The sequence below is a fragment of the Pseudomonas hamedanensis genome, from assembly GCF_014268595.2.
GTDB lineage: Bacteria > Pseudomonadota > Gammaproteobacteria > Pseudomonadales > Pseudomonadaceae > Aquipseudomonas > Aquipseudomonas hamedanensis.
This window is the reverse complement of sequence record NZ_CP077091.1, coordinates 2,661,664-2,676,165: the sequence shown is the minus strand read 5'-3', so window position 1 is coordinate 2,676,165 and position 14,502 is coordinate 2,661,664. Positions and strand designations below refer to the sequence as shown.

The 14,502-nt window shown below is 60.8% G+C and carries 9 protein-coding genes and 2 tRNA genes; 3 read left to right on the top strand and 8 right to left on the bottom strand.

Going from position 1 to position 14,502, the window contains the following annotated elements:
* Positions 1 to 123: 123 nt before the first annotated feature.
* Positions 124 to 1,965 (top strand): potassium transporter Kup, encoded by a 1,842-nt coding sequence (locus tag HU739_RS11545; RefSeq protein WP_407681958.1) that lies wholly within the window; start codon positions 124 to 126, stop codon positions 1,963 to 1,965.
* A gap of 475 nt (positions 1,966 to 2,440) precedes the next feature.
* Here the strand turns inward: HU739_RS11545 and HU739_RS11540 are convergent, their stop codons facing one another.
* The 4 genes from HU739_RS11540 to HU739_RS11525 form a co-directional block, all read right to left on the bottom strand.
* Positions 2,441 to 3,736, bottom strand: a complete 1,296-nt coding sequence (locus HU739_RS11540) for a virulence factor family protein (protein WP_186552631.1) — start codon at positions 3,734 to 3,736, stop codon at positions 2,441 to 2,443.
* Complete coding sequence (gene mprF / locus HU739_RS11535; protein WP_186552632.1) at positions 3,736 to 6,375, bottom strand: bifunctional lysylphosphatidylglycerol flippase/synthetase MprF; 2,640 nt, start codon at positions 6,373 to 6,375, stop codon at positions 3,736 to 3,738. The genes HU739_RS11540 and mprF overlap by 1 nt, the downstream gene beginning before the upstream one ends.
* A gap of 279 nt (positions 6,376 to 6,654) precedes the next feature.
* Positions 6,655 to 6,731, bottom strand: a tRNA-Met gene (locus HU739_RS11530).
* Positions 6,732 to 6,951: 220 nt separating this feature from the next.
* Positions 6,952 to 7,028 (bottom strand) — tRNA-Met (locus HU739_RS11525).
* A gap of 278 nt (positions 7,029 to 7,306) precedes the next feature.
* On the opposite strand from HU739_RS11525, the gene dinB reads away from it, so the two are divergent.
* Positions 7,307 to 8,368 carry a DNA polymerase IV gene (gene dinB / locus HU739_RS11520; protein WP_186552409.1) on the top strand — a complete coding sequence of 354 codons (1,062 nt, stop codon included), beginning with the start codon at positions 7,307 to 7,309 and terminating at the stop codon, positions 8,366 to 8,368.
* Positions 8,369 to 8,482: 114 nt separating this feature from the next.
* Here dinB and HU739_RS11515 read toward each other — a convergent pair whose 3' ends face one another.
* The 4 genes from HU739_RS11515 to HU739_RS11500 form a co-directional block, all read right to left on the bottom strand.
* Entirely contained in the window at positions 8,483 to 9,436 is a 954-nt protein-coding gene (locus HU739_RS11515; RefSeq protein ID WP_186552410.1) for a hypothetical protein, read from the bottom strand.
* A gap of 16 nt (positions 9,437 to 9,452) precedes the next feature.
* Positions 9,453 to 11,168: a proline--tRNA ligase gene (locus HU739_RS11510; RefSeq protein WP_186552411.1), complete on the bottom strand. Its 1,716-nt coding sequence runs from the start codon at positions 11,166 to 11,168 to the stop codon at positions 9,453 to 9,455.
* 129 nt (positions 11,169 to 11,297) lie between these two features.
* On the bottom strand, positions 11,298 to 12,857 hold the full coding sequence (locus tag HU739_RS11505; protein ID WP_186552412.1) for an AmpG family muropeptide MFS transporter: 1,560 nt from the start codon (positions 12,855 to 12,857) through the stop codon (positions 11,298 to 11,300).
* 43 nt (positions 12,858 to 12,900) lie between these two features.
* Positions 12,901 to 13,254 carry an MGMT family protein gene (locus HU739_RS11500; RefSeq protein WP_186552413.1) on the bottom strand — a complete coding sequence of 118 codons (354 nt, stop codon included), beginning with the start codon at positions 13,252 to 13,254 and terminating at the stop codon, positions 12,901 to 12,903.
* Between the two features lie 166 nt (positions 13,255 to 13,420).
* Between HU739_RS11500 and HU739_RS11495 the strand changes: the two genes are divergently transcribed.
* Positions 13,421 to 14,428, top strand: coding sequence for a DUF481 domain-containing protein (locus tag HU739_RS11495; RefSeq protein WP_186552414.1), 1,008 nt, complete (start codon positions 13,421 to 13,423; stop codon positions 14,426 to 14,428).
* Positions 14,429 to 14,502: the final 74 nt, after the last annotated feature.

Genomic DNA, 14,502 nt, shown 5'->3' with positions numbered 1-14,502 from the left:
ATGCTGCAGCACAAAGCATAGTGCTTCCTTCAGAGAAGCCGGTATTGAGATCAGGAGTGTTGGATGGGTCAGGCAAGTAGTCATGCGGCAGGCGCCGAAGGTTCGGCAAGCAGGCCGCTGAGCATGCTGGTCGCGGCGGTCGGGGTGGTTTACGGCGACATCGGCACGAGCCCGTTGTACACCCTCAAAGAAGTGTTTTCCGGCGCGTATGGCGTACCGGTGAATCACGACGGCGTGCTGGGTATTCTGTCGTTGATTTTCTGGTCGCTGATCTGGGTGGTCTCGATCAAATACATGATGTTCGTCCTGCGCGCCGACAACCAGGGCGAGGGCGGCATCATGGCCCTCACCGCACTGGCGCGGCGAGCAGCGGCGGGGCGCAAGCGCCTGCGCACGTTGTTGGTGGTCTGCGGACTGATCGGCGCGGCGCTGTTTTATGGCGACAGCATGATCACCCCGGCCATTTCAGTGCTTTCAGCGATTGAAGGTCTGGGCCTGGCGTTTGACGGCATCGATCACTGGGTGGTGCCATTGTCGCTGGTGGTGCTGGTGGCGCTGTTTCTGATCCAGAAGCACGGCACAGCGCGAATCGGCATTCTGTTCGGGCCGATCATGGTCACCTGGTTTCTGGTACTCGGCGCCCTCGGCGTGTATGGCATCAGCCACGCGCCAGAAGTGCTGCACGCGATGAACCCGGTCTGGGCCGTGCGCTTCTTCACGGTTCACCCGGGCATGGGCGTCGCGATCCTCGGCGCCGTGGTATTGGCTTTGACCGGCGCCGAAGCGCTGTACGCCGACATGGGCCACTTCGGCCGCAAGCCGATTGCTCGTGCGTGGTTTCTGCTGGTGCTGCCGGCGCTGGTGCTGAACTACTTCGGCCAGGGCGCGTTACTGCTGGAAAATCCTGACGCGGCGCGTAACCCGTTTTATCTGCTGGCACCGAGCTGGGCATTGATTCCGCTGGTTGGTCTGTCGACCCTGGCCACGGTGATCGCCTCGCAAGCGGTGATTTCCGGTGCGTTCTCCCTGACCCGTCAGGCGATCCAGCTCGGCTACATCCCGCGCATGTACATCCAGCACACCTCCAGCGACGAGCAGGGCCAGATCTACATCGGCGCGGTGAACTGGGCGCTGATGGTCGGGGTGGTCCTGCTGGTGATCGGCTTCGAGTCCTCCGGCGCACTCGCGTCGGCCTACGGCGTGGCGGTGACTGGCACCATGCTGATGACCACCATTCTGGTGTCGGCGGTGATGCTGCTGCTGTGGAAATGGCCGCCGATCCTCGCGGTCCCGGTGCTGCTCGGTTTCCTGTTGGTCGATGGCCTGTACTTCGCCGCCAACGTGCCGAAGATCGTTCAGGGCGGCGCATTTCCGGTGATCGCCGGTATTGCCCTGTTCGTGTTGATGACCACCTGGAAGCGCGGCAAACAACTATTGGTCGACCGCCTCGACGAAGGCGCGCTGCCGCTGCCGATCTTCATCAGCAGCATCCGCGTGCAACCACCGCATCGCGTGCAGGGCACCGCTGTTTTCCTCACCGCGCGCTCCGACGCCGTGCCGCATGCGCTGTTGCACAACCTGCTGCATAACCAGGTGCTGCATGAGCAGGTGGTGCTGCTGACGGTGGTCTATGAAGATATTCCGCGTGTGCCGCCATCGCGACGCTTTGAAGTCGAAGCGCACGGGGAGGGCTTCTTCCGGGTCATTCTGCATTTCGGCTTTACCGACGAACCGGACGTGCCGCAGGCGTTGAAGCTGTGCCACCTCGAAGACCTCGACTTCAGCCCGATGCGTACGACTTACTTCCTCAGTCGGGAAACGGTGATCGCCTCGAAACTCGAGGGGATGGCGCGTTGGCGGGAAGCGTTGTTTGCGTTCATGTTGAAGAATGCCAATGGCAATTTGCGCTTCTTCAATTTGCCGCTGAACCGGGTGATTGAGTTAGGGACGCAGGTGGAGATGTAGTCCTGCATCCACTGAAAAGCCCTCGTCAGCCTTGTGGTTGGCGGGGGCTTTTTTGTGCCTGGGCACTTCGCTTGAATCCTGCACCAATCCCCCAGTGGGAGCGGGCTTGCTCGCGAATGCGTCATGTCAGTCGACATCTCCAATGGCTGATCCACCGCCTTCGCGAGCAAGCCCGCTCCCACACGTTATGAGGTGCGTACAGATGGATCCGCTTCAGATTCGCTCTTGGCGCGTGCAGGTCTCGGAATCAGCGCGTGACGGTCGGTGTCTCTGTTGAAAGCTGCGTCTTCTGCGAAGGACTTGGCCTGTAGGAGTGAGCCTGCTCGCGATAGCGGAGTGTCAGCCACTGATTTGCAAGCTGATACTTCGCTATCGCGAGCAGGCTCACTCCTACAGGGGATTGGGTGATTCTCGGAAATGTAAAAAGCCCCCGTAATCGCGAGATGGCGGGGGCTTTTTGTGGGGGCGTTTCAGATCACTCTTCGGCCACCGAATCCTTGCTTTGACGCTTCTGAATCAGCTCCACCAAGCGCTTGGCCAGTGCCGGGTAGTTCTCGTCGAAGTGGTGCCCGCCGGGTAGTTTCACCGCTTCGCCAACGGCAGTCTTGTCGGTGCAGCCACTTTCGTCCGTCTCTTCTTCGCCATAGATGCACACGACCTTCGCCGCTGGCAGCTTGGCCATTTCCGGGCCGGTGGCGGCTTCTTTGCCGGCGTTACCCAACCAGCCTTCGACTTCGATTTCAAAGCTGCCGGTGCGGGCGAAGGCGAGCAGGATGATGGCGTCGACGCGCTGCTGTTCGTTCTCTGGCAGGCGGTTGTAGATCGCCGGGAGGACGTCGGCGCCGAACGAGTAACCGGTGAGGATGAAGCGCTTGGTGCCCCATTTCTGCCGGTAGTGCTGCATCAGTTCGGTGAGGTCGAGGGCGCTTTGTTCCGGGCTCTTGTGCTGCCAGTAGTAGCGCAGGGTGTCGATGCCGACCACCGGGTAGCCGATCTTGGCCATTTCCCCGGCCACATCGCGGTCGAGGTCGCGCCAGCCGCCGTCGCCGGAGAGGAACAGGGTCACGGTGTCGTTGGCCTGGCCGGCCGGCACTTCCACCACCGGGATCGCCAGGCCGCCGTTGGCCTTGTCGCCGCCGACGAGGATCTTGCGCAGTTCGTTGTTCAGCACTTGCGGCAGGTTGATGTCGTAGTCGCTGATGCTGGTCTCGGCGTTCGGTTGATCGCGCACGAAACCGGCGCTGGTGTCGTCCGGGTTGTCGTTCCACGCGACCAGCCAGTGGCCGTGGGCGGCGGATTTCGGCAGCAGGTGCGTGCAGCCCGGTTTTTCCAGCGCGAGGTCGACGGAGATGGCCTGAGCCTTGTCGTCTTTCTGTTCCGCCAGCCAGCGCCACGCCAGCACGGCGCCCGGGCCGATGCCGCTGACCAGTGTCGCCGGGCCGTTCAGTTCGCGCAGGCCCGCTTGCAGGGCGCGGCTTTGCAGCAGGCAGTCCTTGGGCAGGATCACCTGAACGATCTGCGCCGAAGCGCTGCGGCTGAGGGTAGTCAGTTGTTTCTCGGAGAGCTTCTGCTCGTCGGTGACAGCCACCAGCACCTGGGCCTTGGCTTTGGTGCCCGGGATCACCCGGGTCATGGCCGCGCCATCGGCGGGTCTGAGCTGTTCGACGGTCGGTTCCGGTGCCGGGCGTTTGAGGTACCAGAAACAACCGCCGGCAATCACGGCCAGCACGATCAGTGCGGCAAGGATGTACTTCAGGGAGCGTTGAATCATCAGCGTTTCACCAATCCAGTCAAGCCGCCCGCGATCAGGGCAGCAGTGTCGGCCAGCGCCACGAGCGGATCGAGTCCGGCGGGCACGGCCATATAACGGGGTTCCCAGTCAGGCTGGAACTTGTCTTTGAAGCGGCGCAAGCCTTGGAAGTTGTACAACTGCTCACCACGGCGGAAGACCATCGAGCCCAGTCGTTGGGTCAGCGGTGCACCACGCCGGGGTTGCAACCCCGACAACGGCACCATGCCCAGGCTGAAGCGCGCGTATCCGTGACTCTTATAGTGTTGAATCAGGCCGACCATCATGAATTCCATGGTCAGCTTCGGCGCCTCCGGGTGTGCGCGCATCAGGTCGAGACTGGCCAGATCATGACTGTAGGTTTCGAGCAGATTGGCGAACGCCACCGGGCGGCCCTCGAAGCGAATCACCGCAATGCGGAAATGCTTCAGGTAGTCGTCGCTGAAGCGACCAAGGGAGAAGCCTTTCTCGCGCACGTTCTTGCCGGTCAGCCAGGCATCGGAAATCACCTTGAGTTCAGCCATCGGCGCCTGACCCGGCTCATGGATTTCCAGCGACAGGCCGTCGCGGGTGCCACGGTTCCAGGTGTAGCGCAGGTCCTTCATCTCCTTGCCCTTGGCTTCCAGGTCGAAACGCTGCAGATCGACCCGCGCTTCTTCGCCGAGCTTGATTGCGGTCAGGCCGATGTCCATGTAGTAGGGCAGGTTCTCGGCGCGGACCTGATAGAACACCGGGCGAGCGTGATGGATGTCGCACAGGTCACGGAACTGCCAGATCATTTCCGCGCGTTGCTGGCTCGGCCCGATCGGGTCGTACAGCGCCACCAGGCTGCGGCCACGGCGGGCATACATCAGAAACGCCTCATCGTTGGGGTGGAACAGCAACGCCTTGTCACCGGTCAGGGCGAGGCCGCCGTCGGGTTGTGCCGACGCCATGAGGATCTTCGCCGCGCGTTCGAGTTCTTCGGGTGTCGGCAGATGAATCACTGGGCGTGCGGTGCGCAGCAGCCAGGTCAGGGAAATCACCACCAGCAACACCGCAGCGCCGAGCAGCGAGCGCAGGCCACGCGGGGCGTCAGCATCCAGAGTGAACTGCCACCAGAGCTGGTGGCTGTAAGGTACGTCCTGATAGGCAAACAGCAGCAACCACGCCGAAGCACCCAGCACACACAGGCTAGCGACCAGATACAGCGGCGAAAACGGCAGTTCGGTCAGACGGCTCGGGCGATAGAAGGAGCGGCGGAACACACCGAGCAGGGCGGCCGTCAGGGTCATCAGCGTGGCTTCTTCCCAGTCAAAGCCTTTGAGCAGCGAGAGCAGGGCGCCGACTAGCAGCAAAATGGTGGTCAACATCCACGCCGCCGATAGACGACGACGCAGACCCTGGGCGAGCAACAGACAGAGCACGCCAATCAGGCTGGCGCCGAAGTGCGACGCGTCAACCAGACGATGCGGGATCAGAAAGCCGATGTGCTCCAGACGCGTGTCGATCTCCGGGGTGGCGCCGGAAAACAGCAGCACCACGCCCGACAGGAACACCAGCACCGCCAGAATCGGCGCGGCCAGTCCGGACGCCGCACGCAGGGTCTGGCTCTGAAACAGACGCTGGCCTTCGTTGATCAGCAGCAATACGCAGGCGACCAGCAGCGGCAGCACCACATAAATCAGGCGATACAGCAGCAGGGCGGCGGCCAGTGGTGCGGCACCGAGCTTGTCGGCAAATGCGGCGAGCAGAATCGCTTCGAACACACCGACGCCGCCCGGCACGTGACTGAGTACGCCGGCGGCCAAAGCCAACAGGTACACCAGCAGGAACGGCGCAAAGGGCGGCGCTTCCGGCAGCAACAGGTAGAGCACCGTGGCGGCAGCCGCGACGTCGAGGGCGGTGATCACCAGTTGCAGGATGGTCAGCCGCCGGCCCGGCAGGCGCAGCGTGCGGCGCCCGGCCTTGACCAGCAGGTTGTCGGGGTAGGGTTGTTCCGGCAGGCGTCGGCGATAGATGCCGATCGCCAGCACCGCACCAAGGATCAGCACAGCGGCGGCGACGGAGCCCAACAAAACCTGGGACAAACCCAGCGCTTGCGAGGCGGCCGGCAGGTTGCTCAAGGTGGCCAGCGCAGCCAGCGGCGGCAAGGCGCAGCCCAGCGAGAGGCTGGCGAACAGGGTCATGTGTGCGACTTCCGACGCACCGACGCCCAATCGCGCATATAAACGATAGCGAACCGAGCCGCCGGAGAGCAGCGACAGGCCAATCGCATTGCCAATCGCAAATGCGGTAAAGCCGCCGAGGGCGAGCATGCGCGGCGGCAACGTTACACCGGCGTAGCGACTGGCCGACCATTCATAGCCGAGCAGGATGACGAAGCCGACCACGGTCGCCCCGAGAGCACCGAGCAGGGCCGGTTTCGGTACGTCGAGAATCGAGTCATGCAGCGCGTCGAGATCGAGTTCGGCGAGCAGATGGCGGCAGGCAATCAGGGCAACGGCAAACAGCAGCAACGTGACGGCCAGGCCGATCGGTTGACGGTATTTGCTTAACCGATCCAGCCAGCGCAAACGCTGGGGTTTGATCGGTTGCTCTGCTGTGACGGTGTCTTGTGGATCAGACGAGTTGGCGCGCATCAATCACCTCTTGGATTGTGCGCGACAGGATGGAGGTATCCAGCCAAGTTACCAATCCCTGTAGAAAAAAATAATCACAAAATACTACGCCTCTCGTCGGGCATCGGCGAGGGCAGTTCCCGGATTGCGAAGGGCCTTTCTGCGTCTTGAGTCAGGTCGCAGATGGCGGCTCCGATGATCCCCAGCGGTTTCACTGCACAGTGACAGATCATTGTTGCGAAAGGACTTTTTCGACAGATACAAAAAAGGCCACTCTTTCGAGTAGCCTTTTTTGATGTTTGGTTGCGGGAGCCGGATTTGAACCGACGACCTTCGGGTTATGAGCCCGACGAGCTACCAGACTGCTCCATCCCGCGTCTGTGTGGCGGCATTCTACAGGCGAACGGCGAGGTGTCAACCGCTAATCCTGTAATGGCTGAAATAACCGCGCAATCGCGGCAAACGGTCGCAGGTACGCGTTAAGTTTCGGAAATCCAAAGAAATCCTCTTTTGCGTTTGCCGTGTCGCATGACGCTGGCTGTACAAAACAGACGCGCACAAAAAAGGCCACTCTTTCGAGTAGCCTTTTTTGATGTTTGGTTGCGGGAGCCGGATTTGAACCGACGACCTTCGGGTTATGAGCCCGACGAGCTACCAGACTGCTCCATCCCGCGTCTGTGTGTCGGTATTCTACAGAGGATCGCCGAGCTGTCAACCTTCAATTTGGATAAATCTGTTGAGGTTCAAGCGCTTAGCTCGTTTTCAAGGGCGCCTGTCGGCGCGCAGCCCAGAGCGTACAAGGCTTCCAGCTCTATTGGCCGTTGGTCCGTGATTGAAAAAACAAATCCTTATGAAGTTTCCTACTGTCGGAAAAGATCCTTCAACCACTGGTGCTATATACAGGTGTCGGTGAGATACTGGCGCTCCGGCTTGCCACGTTTGTTTTTCCTACATGACTCAGCGAAAAATCATCCACATCGACTGTGATTGTTTCTACGCCGCCATCGAGATGCGCGACGATCCGCGTCTGGCTGGCAAGCCGTTGGCGGTCGGTGGTTCGGCGGATCGACGCGGAGTGATCGCGACCTGCAATTACGAAGCGCGCGCCTATGGCGTGCGCTCGGCGATGGCCTCCGGGCATGCCTTGAAGCTGTGCCCGGACCTGACCATCGTCAAGCCGCGCATGGAGGCTTACCGCGAAGCGTCGAAGGAAATTCATACGATCTTTGCCGATTACACCGACCTGATCGAGCCTTTGTCATTGGATGAGGCCTATCTGGACGTGTCGGACAGTGCGCATTCCGGCGGCAGTGCCACGCGCATTGCCCAGGACATTCGTCGCCGGGTCTCCAATCAATTGCATATCACTGTTTCCGCTGGCGTTGCGCCGAACAAGTTTCTGGCCAAGATCGCCAGTGACTGGAAGAAGCCCAACGGCTTGTTCGTGATCACGCCGGACCAGGTCGAGGATTTCGTCAGCGGTTTGCCCGTGAGCAAGCTGCACGGCGTGGGTAAAGTTACCGCCGACAAACTCGGCAAGCTGGGCATTGTTGACTGCGAGCATCTGCGTGAGTGGGGCAGGCTGGCGCTGGTGCGTGAATTTGGCAGCTTCGGCGAGCGATTGTGGAACTTGGCCCGTGGGATTGATGATCGGCTGGTGCATAACGACAGTCGTCGTCAGTCGATCAGCGTGGAAAACACCTACGACGTTGATCTGCCGGATTTGCGCAGCTGTCTCGACAAGTTACCCGAACTGCTGGACACCCTGAAAACCCGTATGGCCCGGATCGACAGCAGTTATCGACCGGGCAAGCCGTTCGTCAAAGTGAAGTTTCATGACTTCACCCAGACCACGCTGGAACAGGCCGGGGCAGGGCGGGATCTGGGCAGTTATCAGTTGATGCTGACGCAGGCGTTCAATCGCGGCGGCAAACCGGTGCGGTTGTTGGGGGTGGGGGTGAGGCTGGAGGACTTGCGCGGTGGGTTTGAGCAGATGGAGTTGTTTGAGCGGTAGTGCAGTTGCGAGGCTGATGACGCTTTCGCGAGCAAGCTCGCTCCCACATTGGGTCTGTGTCGTATACAAAGCCTGTGGGAGCGAGCTTGCTCGCGAAGCTCTTGGTTTTTGCTTTTAATTCGGTCCAGGATCAGCCACTAAACGCCCGGCATCCTTGGTCAACGCCTTGAGAAACTCGGTTTGCAGTTCAGGATCGTTGCGCGTCAGTTCGATCAGGCTTTGTTCCAGTTCGCTGGCTTCTTCTTCCAGACCCAGTTCCGACAGACGCTTGACCCGGTGTACCCACTGGCTCACTTCGTCGTCTTCCAGATCGTCATAAATCAGCCCGTGCGCCTCCAGCAACTTGCCCCGCAGGTGAGTGCTGATCATCAAGGTCGAATCGGAATGCACGTCGTCCTTGGCATCTTCCACGCTGATCTGCAATCGGCCGACATGATTGAGGTCATTTTCGGCAAATGGGCTGTCGAGCAGATTCAGGCGCAGCACGCCGTTGCGATCGGTGGTCATGTCGAAGGTCTGCTTGCCGGCCTTGACCTGCACCGGGCGCTCGCTCCATGGCAGGCTCGAATACTCCGTGCGCTTGTCGCGCTGAACTTCATCGATGCCCGCCAGGTTCTGCTGCGCGCGGCCGTTGGACTGCACGTTCATGAGCGGGTTGAGCCCGGCGAAACCGTAGCTCAGCCAGTCCCGGGTGATGCTGTCGGGCAGGTTGCCGAGGGCAAACACGTTGACCACGTTGGCGCCGACACCGCCGACCACCGCCACCGCGCCCAGCGGAATCTCGTAGACTTCGCGCCAGGGTTGGTACGGCGTGTAGCGGTCGTAACGGCGGGTGACTTCGAACTCGGTGACTTCGAAAGTCTTCTGTTCGTTGATCTTCACACGCCGCTGCGGCAGCTCAAGCACCTTGGGCTCGCCGACATCTATCTGCAGGCTGTGGTCGAGCAATTTACGCTCGACCCGCTCCTCGTGCTCGCTGCGTTGGGACATGTGATTGGCACAGCCGCTGACCAGCAGGGCGCCGCACAGGGCGGCGCCACCGAGGCCTAAGGTGTTTCGCTTGAACATGACGTCTCTACTGGTTTCAGCGGCGGATACGGGCCTGCAGGAAGGACAGTACGTCGGCCACCGGCAACGCTTGCGCCTCGCCTTCGGTACGACTCTTGTATTCCAGGTTGCCTTCGGCCAGGCCGCGGTCGCTGACCACGATCCGGTGTGGAATGCCGATCAGCTCCATGTCCGCGAACTTGATGCCCGGGCTGGTTTTCTTGTCGCGATCGTCCAGCAGCACTTCGAAGCCGGCCGCCGTCAGTTCGGCGTACAGCTTGTCGGTGGCCTCGCGCACCTGTTCGGTTTCATAGCGCAGCGGGACCAGGGCAATCTGGAACGGCGCCAGGGTGTCGCTCCAGATGATGCCGTTTTCGTCGTTGTTCTGCTCGATGGCGGCAGCCACCACGCGCGACACGCCAATGCCGTAGCAGCCCATTTCCAGGGTCACCGGCTTGCCGTTCTCGCCCAGCACTTCGCACTTCATCGCCTTGCTGTACTTGTTGCCCAGCTGGAAGATGTGCCCGACTTCGATGCCGCGCTTGATTTCCAGCGTGCCCTTGCCGTCCGGGCTTGGGTCGCCGGCGACCACGTTGCGCAGGTCGGCGACGGTCGGAATCGGCAGATCACGCTCCCAGTTCACGCCGAAGTAGTGCTTGTCGTCGATGTTCGCGCCAATGCCGAAGTCGCTCATCATCTCCACCGAGCGATCGATGATGATCGGCAGCGGCAGGTTCAGCGGGCCGAGCGAGCCGGCGCCGGCGCCAATGGCGTCACGCAGTTCGGCATCCGACGCCATGACCAGCGGGCTGGCAACGCCTGGCTGGTTGGCCGCCTTGATCTCGTTCAGTTCGTGATCGCCACGAATCACCAGCGCGATCAGCTTGCCTTCTTCTTCAGCGTGGACGATCAGCGTCTTGATGGTCTTTTCAATCGGCAGATTGAATTTTTCCACCAGGGCCGCGATGGTTTTGGTATCCGGTGTGTCGACCAGGCGCAGTTCTTCGGTCGGTGCAGGGCGCGAGGTCTCGCGTGGCACCGCTTCGGCTTTTTCGATATTCGCCGCGTAGTCGGAACCGTTGCTGAAAACGATATCGTCTTCGCCGGACTCGGCCAGCACATGGAACTCGTGGGAGCCGGCGCCGCCGATCGAGCCGTTGTCGGCTTCAACCGGACGGAATTTCAGGCCCAGACGCGTGAACACGTTGCAGTACGCCTGATGCATGCGGTCATAGGTGACCTGCAGCGAGGCTTGATCGGCGTGAAACGAGTAGGCGTCCTTCATGATGAATTCGCGGCCGCGCATCAAACCGAAGCGTGGACGGATTTCATCGCGGAATTTGGTCTGGATCTGGTACAGGTTGATTGGCAGCTGTTTGTAGCTGCTCAACTCGTTGCGCATCAGATCGGTGATGACTTCTTCGTGGGTCGGGCCCGCGCAGAAATCGCGACCGTGGCGGTCTTTGATGCGCAGCAGCTCAGGGCCGTATTCTTCCCAACGCCCCGATTCCTGCCACAGCTCGGCCGGTTGGGTGCTCGGCATCAACACTTCCAGAGAACCGGCAGCGTTCATTTCTTCGCGAACGATGGCTTCGACCTTGCGCATGACTCGCAGGCCCATCGGCAGCCAGGTGTACAGGCCCGAGGCAAGCTTGCGGATCATGCCGGCGCGCAGCATCAGCTGATGGCTGATCACGACCGCATCGGAAGGCGTTTCTTTCTGTGTGGCGAGCAAAAATTGACTGGTGCGCATGGTTGGCCGTTGTCGGTTGCTATGACTGGAAATGACGCAGCAGTGTACCGGCGAGTGCTGCCGACGTACAGGCGTGCGGTCGGTGGGGCGGTACGACGGCAGGATTCCTCCCGCCGCCGATGAAACGTCTTACGACTCTTCGCTGACCGGGGCCGCGGCAGGCTCGGGCGTCGGCGTCGGGCCTTCGCGGCGGCTTTCCTGAAACCAGTGCAGCGCAATAAGGATCAGTGTCGGTACGCCGAGCAGTGCGGTGATAAGAAAGAAGCTGTGATAGCCGAATTTTTCCACCAGCACCCCGGAATAGCCACCCATCAGGCGTGGCAGCAGCAGCATGATCGAGCTGAGCAGGGCGTATTGCGTGGCGGAGAACTTCAGGTTGGTCAGGCTCGACAGGTAGGCGACGAACGCCGACGTGGCCAGGCCCGAGCTGAAGTTGTCGAGGGAAATGGTCACCACCAGCATTTGCAGGTTCGGGCCCATGTCGGCAAGCATCACAAACAACAGGTTGGTCCCCGCCGAGGCTACGCCGCCGATAAACAGAATCGGCAGGATGCCGAAACGCACGATCAACAGGCCGCCCATGCCAGCCCCGACAAGGGTCATGATCAGGCCGAAGATCTTGCTGACACTGGCGATCTGGTCCTTGGTGAAGCCCTGGTCGATGTAGAACACGTTGGCCATTACGCCCATCACCGTATCCGACATGCGATAGGTGGCGATCAGGCCCAGCAGCAGCAGGGCCTGCCAGCGATAACGCAGGATGAAGTCATTGATCGGTGTCAGCACCGGCGCCAATCCTCGCCGGCCCATGGCCGACAGGCACAGGCCGGTAAGCAGCGTATAGAGAATGGCGCGCAGGAAGGCGCGGTCTTCGAGCAGCAGGTCCAGAGGACTCATGTCGCCGAACAGCACGCCGGCGAAATCGGTGTTGTACAGCTGGGTGAACATCGCCGGTACCGACACCAGCAAAATGATCAGCACAAACACCGACATCAATTGGTGCATGAACGTGTAACGCCCGGCCTGCAACTGCGTGCGCAGCGGCACGGGCGGCTCACGCATGAACAGCGTGGTCAACAGTGCGGGCACCATCAAGGCGCCGAACAGGACATAAGTGCCGGTCCAGGCTGCGTGTTTATAGTTGAAACCGGTGGAGCCGAAACCTTCGGCGAAAAACAAGGCGCCGGCGGTGGCGAGCAGGGCGGCGACGCGGTAGCCGGACATGTAACTGGCGGCAAGGGCGGCCTGGCGGCTGTCGTCGGCGATTTCCAGGCGATAGGCGTCGACCGCAATATCCTGGGTGGCAGAGGCGAACGCGACGACGACGGCAATCGCGATCAGCCAGGACAAGTGTTTCTGTGGATCACAGAAGCCCATGCCGATCAGTCCGAGAATCACCAGCGCCTGCGAGAGCACCAGCCAAGAACGACGACGGCCCAGCTTGCCCAGCAACGGCAGGCGCCATTGGTCGAGCAGGGGCGACCAGACCCATTTGAACGCATAAGCCAGACCGATCAGGCTGGCATAGCCGATGGTTTCTCGGGCCACACCGGCTTCACGCAGCCAGACGGAAAGCGTTGAAAACACCAGCATGTACGGCAGGCCGGCAGCAAAACCGAGCAACAACAGCACGAGCGTCGAAGGACTGGCATAGGCGGCGAGCGCGGCGCGCCAGGTTTTACGGGGCATGGGCTGAAGTCTGCCTCAAAATTGCGAAAACAAAGCGCGCACTCTAACCGCTGTGCTCTACCGGACGCCAGCCATGACGCTGAATATCCACACGATTGTTCAGGACGGTAATGCCTTCCATGCGCAATCGCGCCCTTTGTTCATCGCCGGAAGGGCTGCCCACCGGCAGGCTGATCCGCCCACCGGCGCCCAGCACACGGTGCCAGGGCAGTCTGGTATCGCTCGGCAACTGGCTCAAGGTGCGGCCGACCCAGCGGGCGGCGCGTCCCAGCCCCGCCAGTTCAGCCAGTTGGCCGTAGCTGACCACTTTGCCTTCAGGCACTTGCGCGAGGGTCGAGTAGAGCGCCGTGCGTCGGATTTGCGCTTCGCTCTCGTGGGCATGGATCGCGTCTGTCACGGGCCGGGTTCCTGAGCATCGTCGTGATTGATGTCCCAAGGGTAATCCGTGATCGGGCAGATGAGAAATGAACTCAATAGAAATAGTCCGGTCAGTCCTTGTCATGGGCAGGATCCTGCGGATAATGCCGACTTTTTTTCGCCAACTCTGAGCCCCTGACCCGCTTATGTTCTCCAGAACCCTGTTGTGCCTCGCTGTTTGCAGCACGTCCACGCCCCTGCTTGCCGACACCGTCTGGTTGAAAAACGGCGACAAGCTGAGCGGCACTATCACGGTATTCGATGGCGGCAAGCTGTTGATCCAGACCAAATATGCCGGTGCGGTCGCGATTGACTGGAAAGAGGTCAAGACCCTCGATAGCGATCAGCACCTGCTGGTCAAGCAGGACGCCTACACCGGTGAAGTATCGAAGTCGCTCACCGCGGCGGATGACGGCAAAGTCACGCTGGCTAACGGTGATGCGCCGAAAACTGTCGAGCTGGCCAGCATTCAGCAGATTCTCAAGCCCAAGCCGATCGTTACCGACCTGGTGTGGAAGGGCAATGTCGACCTGGCGCTGGACTATCAGCGCGCGGAGAAGGACACCGACGACTACGATGTCGGCTTCAAGACTTCGGCGCGTCATGGCCGCTGGCGGCATACCGCTGAAGGCGAGTACAACCGCGAAGTACAGGATACGGAAACCACCACCAACAACTGGCGTGCCGAATACTCCCTCGACCGCTTCCTGACCGATCAGTGGTTCTGGCAAGGGCGCCTGAACTACAAGCGCGATCATATCGAAGAGCTGGCGCGCCAGCGTGTGGTCGGTACCGGTCCGGGCTACCAGTTCTGGGATGACGAGCTGGGCGCGTTCTCGCTGGGTTCGCTGCTCAACCGCACCGATTACGAATACCGCGATGGCAGCAAGGACAACTTCTATTCCGTTGCCATGAAATGGGATTACAACCGCTACCTGATTGGCAAGAAGGTTGAGTTCTTCACCAACGGTGAGGTCGGCAAGCCATTGTCGGGTGTAGCTGATTACGCGCTGGACGCCGAGTTGGGGCTGCGTTACAAGGTCACTGACTGGGCATCGCTGAACCTCAAGGCCGAGCGCGACATTATCAGCGGCACCAACGATGCGGATTTGAACAAGACGCGCTACACCGCTGGGTTTGGCGTGGCCTGGTAAAGCACAAACATAAAATCGCAGCCTTTCGCGCTGCGATTTTTTTGCCTGAACAAAACAGGCGCCCACAAAAAAGC